17 protein-coding genes are annotated in these 17,473 nt (G+C 71.0%); 7 read left to right on the forward strand and 10 right to left on the reverse strand.

What is annotated here, in order from left to right; genetic code table 11:
- Positions 1–6 precede the first annotated feature (6 nt).
- The 3 genes from ADL29_RS08145 to ADL29_RS08155 all read right to left on the reverse strand — a co-directional run bounded on the left by ADL29_RS08145 (position 7) and on the right by ADL29_RS08155 (position 2,876).
- Positions 7–477 (reverse strand): MarR family winged helix-turn-helix transcriptional regulator, encoded by a 471-nt coding sequence (locus ADL29_RS08145; RefSeq protein WP_053923036.1) that lies wholly within the window; start codon positions 475–477, stop codon positions 7–9.
- Between the two features lie 18 nt (positions 478–495).
- Positions 496–1,899 (reverse strand): DHA2 family efflux MFS transporter permease subunit, encoded by a 1,404-nt coding sequence (locus ADL29_RS08150; protein WP_053923037.1) that lies wholly within the window; start codon positions 1,897–1,899, stop codon positions 496–498.
- A 134-nt stretch (positions 1,900–2,033) separates the two neighbouring features.
- Positions 2,034–2,876: an NAD(P)H-binding protein gene (locus ADL29_RS08155; RefSeq protein WP_053923038.1), complete on the reverse strand. Its 843-nt coding sequence runs from the start codon at positions 2,874–2,876 to the stop codon at positions 2,034–2,036.
- Positions 2,877–2,981: 105 nt separating this feature from the next.
- Between ADL29_RS08155 and ADL29_RS08160 the strand changes: the two genes are divergently transcribed.
- On the forward strand, positions 2,982–3,521 hold the full coding sequence (locus tag ADL29_RS08160; protein WP_053923039.1) for a MarR family winged helix-turn-helix transcriptional regulator: 540 nt from the start codon (positions 2,982–2,984) through the stop codon (positions 3,519–3,521).
- Positions 3,522–3,529: 8 nt separating this feature from the next.
- On the opposite strand, the gene ADL29_RS08165 is transcribed toward ADL29_RS08160, so the two are convergent.
- Entirely contained in the window at positions 3,530–4,375 is an 846-nt protein-coding gene (locus tag ADL29_RS08165; protein ID WP_053923040.1) for an NAD(P)H-binding protein, read from the reverse strand.
- A gap of 70 nt (positions 4,376–4,445) precedes the next feature.
- On the opposite strand from ADL29_RS08165, the gene ADL29_RS08170 reads away from it, so the two are divergent.
- Positions 4,446–4,877: a winged helix-turn-helix transcriptional regulator gene (locus ADL29_RS08170; RefSeq protein ID WP_053923041.1), complete on the forward strand. Its 432-nt coding sequence runs from the start codon at positions 4,446–4,448 to the stop codon at positions 4,875–4,877.
- Positions 4,878–4,894: 17 nt separating this feature from the next.
- Here ADL29_RS08170 and ADL29_RS08175 read toward each other — a convergent pair whose 3' ends face one another.
- Positions 4,895–5,815, reverse strand: coding sequence for a LysR family transcriptional regulator (locus ADL29_RS08175; protein ID WP_053923042.1), 921 nt, complete (start codon positions 5,813–5,815; stop codon positions 4,895–4,897).
- A 94-nt stretch (positions 5,816–5,909) separates the two neighbouring features.
- Here ADL29_RS08175 and ADL29_RS08180 point away from each other — a divergent pair, with 94 nt between their 5' ends.
- From ADL29_RS08180 to ADL29_RS08195, 4 genes are all read left to right on the forward strand, one after another.
- Positions 5,910–7,319 (forward strand): MFS transporter, encoded by a 1,410-nt coding sequence (locus tag ADL29_RS08180; RefSeq protein WP_245689225.1) that lies wholly within the window; start codon positions 5,910–5,912, stop codon positions 7,317–7,319.
- A 370-nt stretch (positions 7,320–7,689) separates the two neighbouring features.
- Complete coding sequence (locus tag ADL29_RS08185; RefSeq protein ID WP_053923043.1) at positions 7,690–8,295, forward strand: LysE family translocator; 606 nt, start codon at positions 7,690–7,692, stop codon at positions 8,293–8,295.
- Between the two features lie 2 nt (positions 8,296–8,297).
- Positions 8,298–9,032: a B3/B4 domain-containing protein gene (locus ADL29_RS08190; protein WP_053923044.1), complete on the forward strand. Its 735-nt coding sequence runs from the start codon at positions 8,298–8,300 to the stop codon at positions 9,030–9,032.
- Between the two features lie 261 nt (positions 9,033–9,293).
- A complete protein-coding gene (locus tag ADL29_RS08195) occupies positions 9,294–10,022 on the forward strand; it encodes a DUF4190 domain-containing protein (RefSeq protein WP_245689227.1) in 729 nt (242 codons plus the stop codon).
- A gap of 66 nt (positions 10,023–10,088) precedes the next feature.
- On the opposite strand, the gene ADL29_RS43375 is transcribed toward ADL29_RS08195, so the two are convergent.
- From ADL29_RS43375 to ADL29_RS08215, 5 genes are all read right to left on the reverse strand, one after another.
- Positions 10,089–10,256, reverse strand: coding sequence for a hypothetical protein (locus tag ADL29_RS43375; protein WP_157878426.1), 168 nt, complete (start codon positions 10,254–10,256; stop codon positions 10,089–10,091).
- Between the two features lie 103 nt (positions 10,257–10,359).
- The gene (locus ADL29_RS08200; RefSeq protein WP_053923046.1) at positions 10,360–12,798 is read right to left on the reverse strand and encodes a SpoIIE family protein phosphatase; all 2,439 of its coding nucleotides are present in this window, start codon (positions 12,796–12,798) and stop codon (positions 10,360–10,362) included.
- 260 nt (positions 12,799–13,058) lie between these two features.
- Positions 13,059–13,289: a hypothetical protein gene (locus ADL29_RS08205; RefSeq protein WP_053923047.1), complete on the reverse strand. Its 231-nt coding sequence runs from the start codon at positions 13,287–13,289 to the stop codon at positions 13,059–13,061.
- Positions 13,290–13,572: 283 nt separating this feature from the next.
- Positions 13,573–14,181 (reverse strand): hypothetical protein, encoded by a 609-nt coding sequence (locus tag ADL29_RS08210; protein WP_053923048.1) that lies wholly within the window; start codon positions 14,179–14,181, stop codon positions 13,573–13,575.
- A 152-nt stretch (positions 14,182–14,333) separates the two neighbouring features.
- Positions 14,334–15,893 (reverse strand): hypothetical protein, encoded by a 1,560-nt coding sequence (locus ADL29_RS08215; RefSeq protein WP_053923049.1) that lies wholly within the window; start codon positions 15,891–15,893, stop codon positions 14,334–14,336.
- Positions 15,894–16,126: 233 nt separating this feature from the next.
- Between ADL29_RS08215 and ADL29_RS08220 the strand changes: the two genes are divergently transcribed.
- On the forward strand, positions 16,127–16,894 hold the full coding sequence (locus tag ADL29_RS08220; protein ID WP_053923050.1) for a MerR family transcriptional regulator: 768 nt from the start codon (positions 16,127–16,129) through the stop codon (positions 16,892–16,894).
- The last annotated feature ends 579 nt before the right edge of the window (positions 16,895–17,473 follow it).

Raw genomic sequence — 17,473 nt, forward strand, 5'->3', positions numbered from 1 at the left:
GCGGAGTCAGAGCCCCGCTTCGTTCTCCAGGTTGTGGGTCATCCGTTCCAGGACGGTGACGGCGGTCCGGTACTCGTCATGCGTGATGCCGGCCGTCGACAGCTCGCGGAAGGCGTGGATGCGCTCGGCGACGTTCGCGAGGCGGGTGCGGCCGTGTTCGGTCAGGGTGAGGCGGCCCGGCTCCGGGCGGCCGGCCCAGCCGTCGGCGATGACTGTTTCGATGGCGGCGGTCAGGGTGGCGACGGTGGCGTTGGCGGTCAGGGTGGCCAGAACTTCGGCGTCGGCGGCCTGCGGAGCTTCCTTGACGACGTTGAGGACCTGCCAGGCGGTCCGGGTGAGGCCGAACTCGGCCAGCATGGCGTTCATGTAGCGGGTGAGGGCTTTGTCGGTGCGGTTGAGCCAGTAACCGATGGGCTTCGTGTTGCTGGGTTTCCTGTCGATGGCTTCATGCCGAGGGGGTTGGCCGAGGGGGTGCATTTCCTGCTCCTGAGGGGGTCAGTGATGTCGCGGCCGGGCTTTGCGCGGCAGCAGGCCCACGAGGGCGCAGCAGACGAGGACGGCCGCGGCGACCACGGCGAGACTGTGGACGGCTGCGGTCGTGGCCTCGCCGCGGGTGTGGAAGTAGACGGTGGTGACGCCCGCGGCGCCGATGCTGTTGGCGAGCTGCGCGACGGCGGAGAGCGAACCACTGGCGCTGCCCGACTCCTTGGGGCCGACGTCGCCGAGGGTGACCTCGTAGACGGTGCCGAAGCAGGAGCCGAGCCCCAGGCCGGTGACGAAGACCGGGGCGACGAGCATCCACGCGGTGGGGCTGGTGGCGTGGGCCAGGATGAGCAGCGACAGTGTGCCGGTCAGTGTGAGCAGCAGGCCGATGAGGATGAGCGTGCGGCCGAGGCGGGCCATCAGACGGTGCCCGGCGATCGAGGCGAGGATGATGCCGGCGGCGACCGGGGCGAGGCCGAGCGAGGTCTGGGTCGGGGTGCGATGCAGCCCGTTCTGGAGGAAGAGGGAGAGGACGAGCAGCAGTCCGGCGACCGCCGCGTTGAAGACGAGGCCGAGGATCAGGCCCGAAGTGAAGCCGCGGTTCTTCAGCAGTGAGGGTTCGATGAGCGGGTCGGCGGCGCTTCGCTGACGCAGACAGAACAGCGCGAAGAGCAGGGCGCCGGCGGTGAGGGAGAGGACCGGTACGGGCGTCCAGCCGTGGCCGGAGCCGTCGATCAGGCCGTAGAGCAGGCCGAGCATCGTGGCGGCGAGCAGTCCGGCGCCCGGGGCATCGACGGTGACCGTCCGGTCGCCGCTGTCGCGGGGCAGCAGCCGGGCGGCCAGGGCGATCGCCAGGCCGCCGAGGGCGATGTTGATCAGGAACATGGAGCGCCAGCCGAAGGCGTCGATGAGGACCCCGGCGAGGACCGGGCCGCTGATCGCCGACAGGCCCAGGCAGGGGGCGAAGACGCCGAACGCCTTGCCGATCTCGTGCGGGGGGAAGACCGCGCGGAGGATGCCGAAGCCCTGCGGGATCACGAGGGCGCCGAAGGCTCCCTGGAGCAGGCGGAACCCGATGACCGAGGCGGGTCCTGCGGCCAGGCCGCAGGCGACGGACGCGAGCGTGAAGCCGGTCAGGCCGGTCAGGAACAGGCGGCGGCGGCCGAACTTGTCGCCGAGCCTGCCGCCGACGACCAGCAGAACGCCCATGGCCAGGGCGTAGCCGGCACCCAGCCACTGGACCAGGGCGTCGCCGCCGTGCAGGTCGGTGGCGATGGTCGGGGCGGCGACGTTGGTGATCGTGGCGTCGAGGAGGTCGAGGACTGCGGAGAAGAGGACGACGGCGAGGACGGCCCATCGTCGGCGGTCGGTCTCCGGCTGCGGGGTGGCGGGGGCCTGGGTCAAGGCCGTGGACATGGAATCCCTTGGGTGGAGGGGACGGGCCTCTGTGGTGTGGGCCCGTCCGGATCGGTGGGGGTTGAAGCCGATGGGGGTTGGTTGACGCCGGATCGGTGCCGGGTGGAGCCGGATCGGTGCCGCGTGAAGGCGGATCAGTGCTGGGGGAAGGCGGCGGAGTTCTCGTGGGCCCACTGCCGGAAGGTGCGGGCGGGGCGACCTAGGAGGGTCTGGGTGGTGTCGGCGATGGCTGCCGGACCGTGGTTGGCGGCCTCCCACAGGTCGAGCAGCGAGGCGACCATCGGCGCGGGCATGTGGCGGCCCATCTGCTGCTCGGCCTCGGCGCGGGTGATGTGCTCGACCGGGATCCGGCGGCCGAGGGCGTCCTCGAGGACGGCGAGTTGCTCGCGGAAGGTGAGCGAATCGGGGCCGGTCAGGGTGACCGAGCGGCCGGTGAGGGAGGTGCCGGTCAGCGCCTCGACGGCGATGTCGGCGATGTCCTCGGGGTGGATGGGCGCGATATGCGCGTCCGGGTAGGCGAGCGGGACCGGCATCGACCGGCCGATGAAGTAGGCCCAGCCGAGGGAGTTGCTGGCGAAGGCGTCCGGACGCAGGAACGTGCAGGTGAGGTCCGAGTCGGCGAGGGCGCGTTCGACCTGGAGGCTGTGGCCGGCGAGCGGGTCGTTCTCGGCGTCCGGGCCCAGCACCGAGGAGGACGAGAGCAGGACGACGTGCTCGACGCCGGCGGTCTCGGCGGCCTTGACCAGCTCGTGGATGCCGGCCGGCTCGGGATAGAGGAAGACCTGGCGGACGTCGCGGAGTGCGGAGTCGAAGGTCTCGGGCCGGTCCAGGGCGAGTTCGGCGACCTCGACGCCGTCGGGGACGGTCAGTTCGGCGGGGTGCGCGCTGGCGGCGCGGACGGTGAGACCGGCGGAGTGCAGGCGGTCGGTGATCGCCTGGGCGACCTTGCCGCGGGCGCCGGTGATGAGGATGGTCATGGAATGCTCCGTTCGCTGTGTGACTGCATATGCATGCTTGCATGCACACGTTTGCGAGTCAACACATGCCTTCACGGGGTCATTCATGTCTGTACGATGAAGGGCATGACGAAGCGCGAGACGATGACGGCGGAGGAGCTGCTGGACGCCGTGGGTCCGGCCTTCGGGAAGCTGCGGCGCTCCTCACTCCTGGAGGTCGAGGAGCCGATTTCCCAGAAGGACCTGAGCCGTACGCTGGTGCTCAGAGTCGTCCTGGAGGCCGAACAGGACGCCGCGGAGGGCGAGTCGGCCGACGCGTCGGGCGCCGGTCGGTCCGAGGCCGGCGAGATCACGGTCGGCGCCGTCGCCCGGCACCTGGGCGTGGATCCGTCGGTGGCCAGTCGCATGGTCTCCGACAACATCTCGGCCGGCTATCTGGTCCGCGCGGCCTCCCAGCAGGACGGCCGCCGCACCGTCCTCCACCTCAGCCCCGAGGGCCGTGAGCTGATGGCCCGCTTCGCCCGCCATCAGCGCTCGGCCTTCGAGTGCATCACCGCCGACTGGCCCGAGCGGGAGCGCCTCGAGTTCGCCCGGCTCATGCTCAAGTACGTCGACTCCCAGGATGCGCTCCGCCACCGAATCCCAGGCAAGGACGCTCCGCGCTGAGCCGTCCCCTATGCAGTCGCCGTCGTCTCTGCGGTCGCCCCTGCCCCGGCGACCACGGCCTTGTACGCATCCAGCGCGGGCCGGGGTTCGCGGCCGAGGAGTGTGCGCAGGGCGTTGTCCTCGATCCCGGTGCCGTCCAGGAAGCCTCCGGCGATCGCCGAGTAGGTGCTGACCAGCATCGGAACCTGGTAGGGCAGCGCCTCGCCGGCCGCGGTGATCGCTTCGCGGGTCGCGCCGAGGGGTCCGGGTTCGTAGGAGCCGCCGACCGCGGCCGCCAGCTCGGCGCCGCCCAGAGGCCGTTCGCCGACGAGCTCGTACACCCGCCCCGTGTGCCGTTCCGGCTCGGCCGCCACCCGGGCCGCCACCGCCGCGAGGTCGGCGCGGGCCACCGCGGCCAGACGTCCCTCGCCCAGCGGCGCCGCGATCGTCCCGTCGGGTCCCGGTGCGGCGATGCCGGCGAGGAACTCGGCGTAGAGCCCGTTGCGCAGGACCGTCCACGCCAACGGGCTGCGCCCGAGGCGGCGTTCGGTCCACCGATGGGCGAGCGCATACGTCAGGTGATCGCCGTCGCCGCTGAGGCTGGTGTAGACGAGGTGCCGTACGCCCGTCTTCTCGGCCGCCGATATCGCCGCGTCATGGCGGGCGATGACGACATCGTCCTCGCCGTACCCGGCGGAGATCAGCAGCAGGGTGTCCACGCCGGTGAAGTCGAGCGAGGCCGGATCATCGAAGTCGATGCGCCGCTCCGCGGTGGAGCGGGGGGCGCGGGTGCCGAGCACGACGTCGTCCCGCCCGGCCAGTTCGCCGGCGACCAGCCGTCCGAGCGCGCCGCCTGCACCGGTGATCAGAATCATGAGATCTCCCTCTTGAGCCGTGTGCTTCCATCTTCAAGAGCCAATCCCGATCAGGTAAGGAGGCACTTTGATGTCAGCAGGGCACACCGCGGTAACCACCCCGGCACCGGACGAGCCCGTGATCGTCTGCGAAACGCCGCAGGACGAATGCGGCGTCCGGGACGTGCTGGACCGGCTCGGCGACAAGTGGTCCGTCTACGTGGTGGTGGAACTCGCCTCCGGCATACGGCGGTTCAAGGAGCTGCAGCGCGCCATCCCCGGGAACATCTCGCAGCGCATGCTCACGCTCACCGTCCGGCGCCTGGAGCGCGACGGGCTGGTGAAGCGGACCGTGTACGCCGCCGTCCCGCCCCAGGTCGAGTACGAGCTGACGGAGCTCGGGCACAGCCTGACCCACCTCATCAAGTCCCTCGCGGACTGGTCGATCGCCCACCGGCCGGCCATAGCCGCCTCCCGTACGGCATGGGATGCCAGTCACCCGAAGCCGACCGGCGGCGAGTGAACGGGCCAGGTGCCCGCTCAGGACGCCCGTGCCGCCTTGGAGACCTCCGGCAGCGGGTCGGCGCGGCGGGCAAGATCGAGGAGGATGCGCAGCGGGGGCTCGGCCAGGCCGAGGCGGGGGCGCCACTGGGCGACGATGCTGACGGGGCGGAGGCGCTCGGCGAGCCGGAGCTCCACCAGCTCGCCCTCTGTCAACTCCCGTGCGACCGCCAGCTCCGGCAGCAGCGAGACGCCGTGACCGTGCCCGGTCAGCCGCAGCAGCGCCGACAGCGAGCCCTGGATCATTGCGAGCTGTGCCCCCGCGAGCAGGTCCCGCCCGAACTGGTCCACCAGCATTTCCGAGGTGCAGCCCGCCTCGGCAACCAGGAAGTCGTACGCGAGCAACTGCTCCGGCGTCACCACATCCTGCTGTGCCAGCGGATGGGTGGGCGCCGCCACGAGCACCGTGCGGTCGTGCCCCACCACCGCATGCGGCCCAAGGGCCCGCACCCCGTTGTCGTACTGGAACACCAGATCCAGCTCGCCGGCGCCGAAGGCCCGCTCAAGTCGGCTCCGGTTCGCCACCGTCAGCTCGACGTCGACGCTCGAGGCGGATCCCCCCGCGCCGTACTCCAGCGCCACCAGCAGATCGGGCATCCACACATGTGCCAGTGATTCCTGGGCGCCGATCCGCAGCCTGGGCCGGTCGCCGCGCGTGGCGCGGCGCATCCGCTCCTCCAGCTCCAGTGCCTCGCGCGCGTGCGGCAGCAGCCGTGTCCCGGCCTCGGTGAGCGTCGCGCCCGTCCCGGCACGCACCAGTACGGTGGCGCCCAAGTCCGCCTCGAGGCGCTTGAGCTGGGCGCTCACGCTCGACTGGGCATACCCCAGCCGCTGGGCGGCAGCGGAGATCCCGCCGTGATCGGCGACCGCGACGAAGGCGCGCAGATAGCGAGTGTCCACCTCGCCAGCCTACCGAGGCCCCATCGGACTTTCCGATGGGGCCATCGACGTTACGCCGTCGCCCACCACAGGGCCGCCAGGTCACTCTTCCCGCATGACAACCGAGACGGCCAACGAGATGGCCAACGAGAAGACCGATGAGAAGACCACCGATGCGTCGTCACCAGCCGCGCCTCCCTCATCAGCGCGGTCTCGCCTCACCTTTGCCGGCATCGCGACCGGAAACCTGCTCGTCCTCCTCGACACCTCGATCCTCAACGTCGCCGTCCCCGACCTCGACACGTCCCTCCATCCCTCCGCGGCCACGCTGCCCTGGGCTGTCGACGCCTACACGGTCGTCTTCGCCGGACTGCTTCTCGCCGGTGGGGTGTTCGCCGACCGGTGGGGTGCGCGCCGGGTCTACGGCTCCGCACTCGCCGCCTTTGCCGTGCTGTCCGCGCTGTGCGCCGCCGCGCCGAACGCCGGTGCCCTCATCGTCGGCCGCGCCCTGCTCGGAGCCGCCGGTGCCGGTCTGGTGCCTGCCTCGCTCGCCCTGCTCATCCATCTCCACCCGGACCCCGCCCGCCGCACCCGCGCCGTCGGTGCCTGGACCGCACTGAGCGGCCTCGGTGCCGCGGCCGGTCCCGTCCTCGGCGGCGCACTGGTCGAACTCGGAGGCTGGCAGCTGGTGTTCCTGGTCAACCCGCCCATCGCGCTCGCCGCCCTGCTGCTTGCCCGGCGCCTGCCGAATCCCCGCACCCGCGCCGTACGTGCCCTGGACCGGACCGGCCTGCTGATGTCCACCGCCGCCCTGGGCGCACTCACCTTCGGCCTGGTCGAGGCGGGCATCGAGGGCTGGAACTCACCGTACGCATGCGGCCCGATCGCCGGTGCCCTGCTCGCCTTCGGCGCACTGACCGTGGTGGAACGCCGCGTCGCCGCACCGGTGCTGCCTCCCGCGCTGCTCGCGTTGCCCCGGGTGCGGGCCGCCATGGTGGCCGCGGCGGTGTCCTGCTTCGCCTTCTTCGGCGGTGCGTACCTGCTCGGCGTCTGGCTGCAGCACACCTACGACCTCTCCCCGTTCAAGGCCGGTCTGGCCTCGCTCCCGCTCACCTTCCCGGTCTGCGTGATGCCCTTCTTCACCGGCCGGCTGGTCGCCCGGTACGGGGCGCGGCCGGTGCTGCTGACCGGTATGTCCGCGTCCGTGGTGTCCGGCGTGCTGCTGACCTTCGCGACCGCCCACCACCCCCCGCTCGCCCTGATCATCGCGGCCGAGATCACGCTTGCCGCCACGGGCACCCTCTCCATCCCCAGTGCCGCCGCCGAGATGGCCGTCTCCGCACCGCCCGAGTACGCCGCCACCGGCCAGGGCGCGCTCAACGGAATCCGCCAGGCGGGCTCGGCGCTCGGCGTCGCGGTCCTCGGCACACTCGGTGCCCTGTCGGGGGCGGGATGCGTCCTCATCGGCGTCGGACTGGTCGCGGTCCTGCTCGTCGCCCGTGCCACCGCCAAGTCCGGCAGATGACGGCAGCCGCCTGATCCCCGGACCGCCGACGAGGTTTCCCGGCCGGACCGGCCGGGAGCCCGCTGCTTCGGTTCTTCTCCCCGACTCCCCGGGGCTCGTCCGGCCGGCACCGAGCCGACCGTCTTCGGCGAGGCCACAGCCGTCAACGCGGGCACCGTGGACCGCTTCGTCCTCGATCGTGCCGTCCGGCACACGTTCGCCCACGGCGCCGAACTCCTCCCGGCGCGCTACGAGACGCACTTGGCCGGTCCGTGCCACTCACGCGGGCCGGTCGTGACCTTATGGACCAGTGAGACCGGCGCGCTTTGGCTCTGTCTTACGGACCATAGCCGCGTCAAGGTGAGCGGACCTTGAACTTGCGGAGGGCCCCTTGAGTATTGCGTTCCTGCTGACCACCCTGGTCATGGTGGTCACCCCCGGCACCGGTGTGGTGTACACCCTCGCTGCCGGGCTGTCCCAGGGCCGACGGGCGAGCGTGGTCGCCGCGCTCGGCTGCACCCTTGGCATCGTGCCGCATCTCGTAGCGACGATCAGTGGCCTCGCCGCGTTGCTGGGGACCAGCGCCGTCGCCTACGAGGCGGTGAAGTATCTCGGTGTCGGCTACCTGCTCTACATGGCATGGGCGACGCTGCGCGACAAGGAGGCGCCGGCCGTCGACGAGGAGGCCGAGCCGCGGCCGGCCGCCCGTGTGATCGCCTCCGGGGTGCTGATCAACCTGCTCAACCCGAAACTCACCATGTTCTTCGTCGCGTTTCTCCCGCAGTTCGTCCCGGCCGGTGAGCCCGGCTCGCTCGGCATGATGCTCCGGCTCAGTGCCGTCTTCATGGCGCTGACCTTTGTCGTCTTCTCCGCGTACGGGATGTGCGCCGCCGCCATGCGCCATCGCGTGCTGGCCCGGCCGAAGGTGATGACCGGCATCCGCCGGGTCTTCGCCGTCTGTTTCGTGGGCCTGAGTGTGCGGCTGGCGGTGGCGTGAGCATGCGCTTCCGGCACGCGGACGCCATCTGGTCCGACTACCCCGAACTCGCAGCCGGCGCGCTCCATGCCACCGGCATCGGCTCCGCCGCCGACGTCGGTCCGCGCGTCGCGGAGTACACCGCCCGTGCGGCGGCCCGGCTGGCCGGTGCCAGGGAGGGCGAGTTCCCCGAAGTGCTCGCCTGGCGGCGGGCCTTCGCACGGATGGGGCTCAAGCCGACTCAGTACCGGTGTGCCTCGGAATCGCTGCTGCGGCGATTGCGGAAGGAGGGGGAACTGCCGCGCATCCACCCGGTGGTCGACCTGTGCAACGCGATCTCGGTCGCGTACGCAGTCCCGGTCGCGGTCCTCGACGCCGACCGCATCGCCGGCCCTCTGCTCGAGGTGCGCCATGCCCGCGGTGACGAGCGCTGCACGACCTTCGGCGGCGGCATCGAGCACCCCGCACCCGGCGAGGTGACCTTCGCCGACTCTGCCGGACGGGCGCACGCCCGCCGCTGGACCAACCGGCAGAGCGGCCACTCCGCGGTCGGCGAGCGCACCAGCCGGATCCTCGTGGTGGCGGAGGCCCTGCACGACCGCGGCGCGGAGGTTGTGCCGGAACTGCTGAAGACGGTCGCCGAGGAGTTGGCCGCGCAGTGGCCGGCCGATGTCGCGGCGGCCGTCCTGACCCCTTCGGCACCGGAATTCGCTTTCGGCGCCCAGGCCCTGGTCCAGGCTCAGTCCGACGCGGAGTGATGTGGCCGGGAGCGGTGGCGGGTGCGGCGCGCGACCCCGACGGTACGAGCGCTGAATTGACGTAATGGCTGAGTAAAGCGGCTGATAGTGTCGTCAGCTCGACCATTTCGACCTTTTCGAGGACTGTGCATGACCGTGCCCCCTCCGCCCGATGGCCGGAAGCCCGGAGACCAGGCACCGGAGGACCACAACCCGTGGAGCCCGCCGTCGCCCGGCCCGGCCCCTGCCCACTGGGCGCCGTATCCGAGGGCGCCGATATCGGTGCCACAGCCTCACAACGGCATGGGCATCGCGGCCCTGGTGCTCGGAATCGTCGGCGTGGTCCTCGGTCTGCTCGTCATCTTGTTCTGGATGTCCTGGCTGCCGGCCTTGCTGGCCGTGATCTTCGGCTGCGTCGGGCTGAGCCAGGCACGCAAGGGTCTGGCGACGAACAAGGCGATGGCCGTGGCCGGTGTGGTCCTGGGCGGGGTGGGTCTGCTGACGGCGATCGGCGGCGCAGTCTTCACCGTCGTGGTGGTGAAGAAGGCTGCGGACAAGGCGCGCGCGGAGGTCGGGAAGGTGAAGGCCTCGGCGTCGGCGGCGGACAAGGCCCGGCACCTGTCATTCGGCGAGTCGTACACGTTCGAGGACGGTCTGAAGGTCACGGTCGCCAAGCCGGAGCCGTTCATCCCGGACGCGTACGCCCATGGCCACGCAAAGGGCAACAAGGCCGTCCAGGTGACGGTCACCGTGGTCAACACCGGTACCGAGCGAGTCGAGGTCGAGACCGGGCTGCCCGATGTGAACGACGCCGACGGAGCCTCGGCGGAGCTGGTGATCGACGGGAGCGGGCGGCAGAAGGTCATCACCGGCTATGTCCTCCCCGGCAGGCGGGCCGTCGGGAAGTACGCCTTTTCGCTGCCGCCCGATGCCGCCGACAAGGTTGAGGTCGAGTTCAGCCCGGACGCCATGCGGTGGAAGGACGCGTACTGGAAGGGCCCCACCAACTGAGGCCCCCCACCACCGAGGCCCGTCCCGGCGCGCCGGGACGGGGCGGCGGCGGGTGGTCTCCCACAGTCAACCGGCCATCATGTAGGCGCTGATGGCCAAGGCCATGGGGAGCAGCAGGACCACACCCGCTATGGCCGCCACGAGGAGGACGGCCTTCATCACTCTTTCTGCGGTCCGATGGTCGCGGGCGGGGTGCATAGGGAAGGGGGAATGACTCTCGTCGTGTTCAGCCACGCAGCCATCCTGACGATTGCGAGGGTGGCCGGCCATCCGTAGAAGTACTCACGTGCCACGGTCGCTCGAGTACACCCCGCCCGGTGGCTCGTCAGTACAGCGGTCACTCGGCCCGTGGCATCGACGGCAACGGCTGCTCCGCCCAGATGGTTTTGCCGTTGTGTACGTAGCGGGTGCCCCAGCGTTCGGTGAGTTGGGCGACCAGGAAGAGGCCACGGCCGCCTTCGTCGGTGGTGGCGGCATGGCGCAGGTGGGGGGAGGTGCTGCTGGTGTCCGAGACCTCGCAGATGAGGTGGCGGTCCCGGATGAGCCGGAGGGTGACCGGGCCGCTGCTGTAGCGGTAGGCGTTGGTGACCAGCTCGCTGACGATCAGCTCGGTGGTGAGGGCCATTTCCTCCAGGCCCCAGTCACTGAGCTGGGCCACCGCGAGCGTACGGCCCTCGGCGGCCGCGGTCGGCTCGGCCGACAGCTCCCAGGTGGCCACCTTGTGTGCGGCCAGACAGCGAGTACGGGCGGTGAGCAGCGCGATGTCGTCGCTGGGGCGGTCGGGCAGCAGCGCGTCCTCCACCGCCTTGCACGTGTCTTCCAGCGAGCGGGCCGGATCGCTCAGCGCCCCACGCAAGAGCGCCAGGCCCTCGTCGAGATCACGGCGTTGCGCCGCCAGGAGTCCGTCGGTGTAGAGGGCCAGCAGGGTGCCCTCGGGAAGTTCCAGTTCGGCGGTTTCGAAGGGGAGGCCGCCCAGGCCGAGGGGCGGGCCGGCCGGCAGGTCGGGGAAGTCCACCCGTCCGTCCGGCGTCACCACCGCGGGCGGCGGATGGCCGGCGCGGGCGAGGGCGCAGCGCCGGGAGACCGGGTCGTAGACCGCGTACAGGCAGGTCGCGCCGACGACCTGCGGGGAACTCTCGTCGGTCGCTTCCTGCTCGGCGGCCAGCCGGTCCACGAGGTCGTCCAGGTGGGAGAGCACCTCGTCCGGGGGCAGGTCGAGGTTGGCGAGGGTGTGGACGGCGGTACGCAGCCGGCCCATGGTGGCCGCCGCGTGGATGCCATGGCCGACCACGTCGCCGACGACGAGGGCAACCCGGAGCCCGGAGAGCGGGATGACGTCGAACCAGTCACCGCCGACGCCGGCGGTGGCGTCGGCCGGCAGATACCGGCGGGCGATCTCGACCGCCTGGTGCTCGGGCACCTCGCGCGGGAGCAGACTGCGCTGCAGCGCGACCGCGGCCTGATGCTGCTGGGTGTAGCGCCGGGCGTTGTCGATGCAGACGGCGGCGCGGGCGGCGAACTCCTCGGCCAGCGTCAGGTCGTCCTCCTCGAACGGCTCGGGCCGCCGCCACCGCCACAGGCTCACCACGCCCAGTACGAGGCCGCGCGCCACCAGCGGCGCCACGATCAGCGAGTGGACGCCGAGTTCGAGGACCCGCTCGACCTGGTCCGGGTCGAGGGACGACCAGCCGGGAGAGAACTCCAGGACCGGCTCGAGGACGGGACGCCGCTCGGCCAGGCATCTGGCCTGCGGTGCCTGCGGAGGGAAGTGCATCGTGTGGCCCACCGGATACATCACCGGCGGCGCCTCGGGCGAGACGCTCCGGACGGCCGTCCTGCGCAGGGGCGCCAATGCCTCCTGGCCGGGCTCCTCACCGCGGCTCACCGGTTCTAGCAGGTCGACGGAGGCACAGTCCGCGAGTTCGGGGACCGCCACCCCGGCCAGCTCGCGCGCCGTCCGCTCCACGTCGAGGGTGGTGCCGATACGGGCGCCCGCCTCGTTGAGGAGCGCAAGTCTCCGGCGGGCCCGGTAGCGGTCGGTGACGTCCTCGACCATCTGGGTGACGCCGAGGGTCCGGCCGGAGGAGTCCTGCATCCGGAAGGCCGAGACGGAGACGACCAGCTCCCGGTCGGGGTCGTGGCGCAGTCGGCAGGGCTGCTCGGTGAAGATCAGCGGCTCACCGGTTTCGACCACCCGCCGCAGCCGCGATTCCACCGTTTGCGCGTCCCGGTCGATGACGAAATCTCCGGTGCGCAGCCCCCGGTAGTACTCGGCCGGGATGCCGCCGAACCGCGCGATCGCCCGGTTCACCCGCAGAAGGCTCAGGTCAGGGGCGTGGACGGCGAGACCGATCGGGGACCGGCGGAACATCCCGTCCAGGACCGACCGGTCCGTCTCCCACTGGGCCACCTGCCCCGCGGGCGCGCCCACGAGGAACCACTCGACACCGGCGTCGGACCGCACCACCGCCCGGACCCGGCAGCCCAGCTTCACCCGTGTGCCGCCGCGGTCCCGTACGGGGACGACCCCGAACCAGCCCCCGGAGTCCACACAGGCCGCCACCGCCGCCATGACGACGTCTTCATCGCGCGGGTCGAGCAGGAGCTCGCGCGCCGTCCGGCCCAGCACTTCCTCGGGCGCGTAACCGAGCAGCTCCTCGGCGCGCTCGCTCCAGCCGACGACCCGCCCTTTGCCGTCCAGCACCGCGGAGGCCGAGCGACGCACTGCGAACGGGTCGTCCGGGCCCTCGCTGAACGTCGTCACCGGTGTGTCCATCACCTACCACCCTCGTACCGTCCCAGTGGGACCGCGCGTCGGCGCGCAGGGCGCTGACCGGTCTCCCGCGGTCCGCCGACGTCCGGTGTGACGGAACCCAGTATCGGCCCGGGGAAAGCGCCCCGCGCTCCGTACGGAGACGCAGGGGGTTGTGTACGGAGTCACGACCAGGCGCCGGGCCAGGCGCCAGGCACGGGGCGGCGAGGCCGCTCACCGGCCTCTCGGCAGCCCGGCCTCTCGACGGCCCGCGGACTCCGGGCTCAGTCCCGCGGCTCCCGCTCGTCGAGCGGCTGGCTGCGCTTCTCGGACAGCCGCGAGACCCGGCTGGCCAGGTCATCCGGCACGGGTACCCCCATCCGGCGCGCGGCCCCGATGCGATGCCGGACGAGCCCGAGGATCCAGTCCAGCTGCGGATCACTGCACGCCGCGTATTCCTGGAGCGCCTCAGCCATCAGCTGCTGCCGGTCGATGTTCGCGGCGTCCTCTGTCATGGGCGCTGAACCTACCTGGGCCCTCGGCCGTGGTACATGCGCCGGACGCAGAAGTTATTCGACTGCTATCGGCGGGAAAGGCTCCGGCAACCTGGGCAGCCGGTACCCCAAGGGGGAGTGTCGAGAGGCACCGAGCCGCAGCCCGGGGGGCGGAACAGGGCCAGGCCGTCCTGGCACCGCTCACCGGGCCCGCCGCCCGCGTCACCGCCGTCGCCCGGGACGGCCTCCGCCTGCGGCACCGGATGCCCAGCCGCAAGCCGCCCCGTGCGGGCCCGGTCGGGGATCAGTTCTTGACGGGCCACTCCAGCGGCTTCTTGTAGTAGCCCTGGCTCAGTTCGACCGCGGCGGGCTTCTGGCCCTCGGGAATGAGGAAGGCGGTGCAGATCTTCTCCGACTGCCCCGCACTCAGCTTCTTCTGGGTGTCGGGCGCCGGGCAGTTCGGCCACTTGGCCTCGCCCATGATGACGATGAGGGCCTTGGTGCGCTCGCCCTTGTCCGTCTTGACGATCAGGTCGTCGTCCATGTCGCCGATTTCCATGGCCTTGCCGCTCTGGTGGGTGAGCGTGGACCACACGTACACGGGGACCTTGGGGTCCTTCTGCTTCTCCAGGCCGGAGTTGTCCATGTCGGCCTTCGTCCCGGCCTGCACCTTCGTGGGCGTCACCGTGAACTTGCTGCCCTTGGACTTCTGCATGGTGCTTTCCTGCGGCGGGCTGGCCTCACCCAGGCGGTAGGCCGTCTTACCGTCCGCCGAGTCGGATCCGGAGCCGGACGCGTGGGAGCCGGAGCTGTGCCGACCCTTCCCCGACCCCGAGTGGTTGCAGCCGGTCAGCGCCACCGCCAGCGCCAAGGCGCCCACCGCCGCCGGAACGGCACGAGTCCACGTGCGCATCTCATTCCTCACTTTCCCCGTTGAATCCCCGTTGCCAGGCCGGGAGGCGCGGAGCCCCGCAGCCAGGCCATCGTTCAGGCGCACGATCCTGCCAGAGCGGAACCGTCCGCTCTGGGGAGGGGGGTGTTCCGGAGCGGCCGACGTGCCGTCTGCTAATTCTTGTTCAGGGTTCGGGTCACGCCCGCGACTACGGCTGTGGTGAGCACCCAGCCTGCGGCGATCAGCGCATAGGCCAGCCACTGGGGGCCGCTGTCCGTCCAGTACCAGCCGGCGCGCTGACCGAGACCGCCGATGGGAATCAGCAGGTCGAGGGTGTAGACGAAGGACTGGAACGGGGCGCCCTCTCCCTGCTTCACCGGCGTAGGGGAGTGGTTGGCGAAGACCAGCGTGCCGAGCAGAGCCAGTGCGATGAGCCATAGGCCGGCCAGCCATGGGCGGTAGCCGTAGCCGACGGTGGCATCCAGCAGCTGACCCCATACGCGTCCCGCCGGGTGCAGTGTGCGGCGGCGGTGGCGCTGCTTCGCCAGGAGCACCCGGCGCGCGTCGCTGTCGTGGCCCATCTGCCGGTACCAGCCCGCGAGTTGCTCGTACGGCTGCGGAGCGTAGCCGGGATGGCGACGGATCCACGCCAGGCGGCGCGCCACCTCGTCGCCCGCGGGCGTCTGCTCCCCCGCGGATGCCCTCTCTCCCCCGGGCGTTTCGTCTCCCGCCGCCGGGCCGCCGTCCGCACACGGCGTCTCCCCGAAACGTATGGAGCCGTATGTGAACCCTTCCAACAGCACTTCCTCCGGCCAGCCCCGCTCGCTGTCCTGGCACCAGGAGGCCTGTGCGGACCGGAGATCCACCGTCCCCGAGGGCGGTTCGGCGGGCCGGAAGTCGAAGTCCCCCACCTGCATCGCCGTGCAGACCACGGCGGTGCCGTCCCCGTTCAGATGTGCTCCCTCGAAGGTGAGCAGATCCTCTATGCGAGCGCTTCGCAGCCGTACAGTCCCCTGCGCGGTGAACCCCTGGGAACAGTCCACGGTCGAGGCGGCCACATGGCCTGCGGCGAGTGCGACGCCGCCGGGGTTCTCCAGCCGCGCGCCCTGCAGGAACAGGCCCCTGGGCAGCTGTGCGCCAGGCAGTCGCAGGCCGCCGCGCGTGGTGAGTTGATTGCCGAAGACACCGCCTTCCATGACGAGGCCGCCCGCGAGCACCGCCCACTCTCCGGGGCCCGAGATCCGGGCGCCGGTCAGGACCAGCTCGCCGGCCACCCGGGCGTTGACGAGCGTGAGAGAGCCGCCTTCGAGGGTCGATCGCCGCAGGTCGAGGGCGCCTTCGATCCGTGCAAGCCCGGCGTCGATCCCGGGAGCCCAGCTGTTCGCCAGTCCGACCGTCCGGGTCGTGGCCCCCCACATGCTCACCGCTTCCTCGAACCGGCAGCCGTCGAGCGAGAACGCGTGGCGGATCTCCGCTCCGGACAGGTCCAGACGTCCGGTGATCCGCGCACCGGTGAGCAGCAGGGCGGCGACGGCGCCGGACCGCTCGTCGTTCGCGCCGAGCAGCAGCGCCGCCACGACCTCCGCACGAACCGAGCGTTCGGGGCCCCACTGGGCGCCTGCGGCGGGGTCGTCCGCCTCCGGTGTGCCCGTACGCAGGTCCACTCGACGCCCCTCGGGGAAGGCGTCCCACAACTCACGTTCCGGCGGGGTCAACTCATCGTATGACAGCACCCATGCAGGGTAATGACGTGCTTGTCCTGCCGTCTGGCCCTCTGGCTCGCCAGGCGTGGGACGGGTTCATTCGGTCAATACGCCTTCTGTCGCGTAGCGGTTGTGTGTGCCGGTTGCCGGTTGCCGGTTGCCGGTTGCCGGTTGCCGGTTGCGGGTTGCGCTTTCCGCTGCGTCAACTTCTACGGTCGTGTGTGTGGCCGGAGAGACCGGCCGGCGATGGAAGGGGCGGGGCAATGGCCTGGTCGATCGCGGAAGTGGCCCGGATGTCCGGGGTGACGTCGCGGACGCTGCGGCATTACGACGAGATCGGCCTGCTGCCGCCGGCGTGGATCGGCAGCAACGGGCACCGCTACTACGAGCAGGCCGATCTGCTGCGGCTGCAGCAGATCCTGCTGATGCGGGAACTGGACGTGGGACTGCGCGAGATCCGCGCCGTCCTGGACAGCCAGGCCGACCAGGTGGCCGTACTGCGCGAGCACCACCAGCGACTGCTGGTGGAACGGGACCGACTGGAGACGCTCGCCCGCACGGTGGGACGCACCATCGCCGAACTCGAGGAAGGCAAGGACGACAACGACATGGTGAAGATCAACAGGCCGGAGAACCTGTTCGAGGGTTTCGAGCCCTCCCGCACCGAGGCGGAGGCCGAGGTGCAGGAGCGGTGGCCGGCGGAGTGGGAGCAGTCCCAGCAGGCCCTCGAGTCGATGACCGCCGAGGACACGGAGCGCTGGCAGCGTGAGGTGACCGCGCAGATGATCCGTTTCGCGGAGTTCATGGTGGCCGGCACGCCGGTTGCCGACCCTGCGGTGCAGGCCGAGGTGGACGCGCATTACCAGGGCGTGTGCCGGTTCTGGACCCCGTGCGCGGACGCGTACAAGGGAGTGGGCCAGACCTACGTCGATGACCCGCAGATGCGCGCCAACTTCGACAAGATCGCCGACGGACTGGCGCTCTACCAGCGCGATGCGATGGTCTTCTACGCCGATGCCCGGCTGAGCTGAGCTACGGGCCACACTGCCGGGGGCTGCAGACCCCGGCAACGAGCCCGCACGCTCGGAACACCCGCCTCACCGGACAGCCTCTGGAGGGGGCAGCGTGTGGTGACGCCACCACCGTGGGCTCGTTGGCACGGCATGACCACCACACGCCGAGTACTCACCGGCCTCACTCTGACAGCCGTTCTTCTCTCCCCTGCGGCGGCGCAGGCCGTGGCCGCTCCACAGGACGATCCGACCCCGGTTCAGCCGCACATCAAGGCTCCCCTGAGTGGCCTCCTCACGCGCTCCAGCACACCGGTTGACTGGAGCATTCTCGGGGTCCGCCTCTGACCGACCGGACGCGCCCTGGTGTCTGGCCCGGTCCTTGTGGGGGAGGTCGTGACCGGCCGCCCCGCTCGCACCAGTTGGCCCCGCCCTTTCCGGGCGGGGCTTCCTCGTGTCGGCTTCTTGCCGATGGTGAGGTGTCCGGCAGGGCTTCGCGATCCCGGCGAGGGAGTCGAACGGAGGTTCGTGTTGGTGTGCTCGGATGGGCGGTGCTCGGATGGGCGGTGGGCGGTGGGTGGTCTGTCTCTTATACACATC

It is taken from the genome of Streptomyces chattanoogensis (assembly GCF_001294335.1).
GTDB classification, from domain to species: domain Bacteria; phylum Actinomycetota; class Actinomycetes; order Streptomycetales; family Streptomycetaceae; genus Streptomyces; species Streptomyces chattanoogensis.

Bases quoted from the DNA above. Each gene is read 5' to 3' on its own strand.
- ADL29_RS08145 (WP_053923036.1), bottom strand. From the start codon at position 477: ATGCACCCCCTCGGCCAACCCCCTCGGCATGAAGCCATCGACAGGAAA.
- ADL29_RS08150 (WP_053923037.1), bottom strand. From the start codon at position 1,899: ATGTCCACGGCCTTGACCCAGGCCCCCGCCACCCCGCAGCCGGAGACC.
- ADL29_RS08155 (WP_053923038.1), bottom strand. From the start codon at position 2,876: ATGACCATCCTCATCACCGGCGCCCGCGGCAAGGTCGCCCAGGCGATC.
- ADL29_RS08160 (WP_053923039.1), top strand. From the start codon at position 2,982: ATGACGAAGCGCGAGACGATGACGGCGGAGGAGCTGCTGGACGCCGTG.
- ADL29_RS08165 (WP_053923040.1), bottom strand. From the start codon at position 4,375: ATGATTCTGATCACCGGTGCAGGCGGCGCGCTCGGACGGCTGGTCGCC.
- ADL29_RS08170 (WP_053923041.1), top strand. From the start codon at position 4,446: ATGTCAGCAGGGCACACCGCGGTAACCACCCCGGCACCGGACGAGCCC.
- ADL29_RS08180 (WP_245689225.1), top strand. From the start codon at position 5,910: ATGACAACCGAGACGGCCAACGAGATGGCCAACGAGAAGACCGATGAG.
- ADL29_RS08190 (WP_053923044.1), top strand. From the start codon at position 8,298: ATGCGCTTCCGGCACGCGGACGCCATCTGGTCCGACTACCCCGAACTC.
- ADL29_RS08200 (WP_053923046.1), bottom strand. From the start codon at position 12,798: ATGGACACACCGGTGACGACGTTCAGCGAGGGCCCGGACGACCCGTTC.
- ADL29_RS08205 (WP_053923047.1), bottom strand. From the start codon at position 13,289: ATGACAGAGGACGCCGCGAACATCGACCGGCAGCAGCTGATGGCTGAG.
- ADL29_RS08210 (WP_053923048.1), bottom strand. From the start codon at position 14,181: ATGCGCACGTGGACTCGTGCCGTTCCGGCGGCGGTGGGCGCCTTGGCG.
- ADL29_RS08220 (WP_053923050.1), top strand. From the start codon at position 16,127: ATGGCCTGGTCGATCGCGGAAGTGGCCCGGATGTCCGGGGTGACGTCG.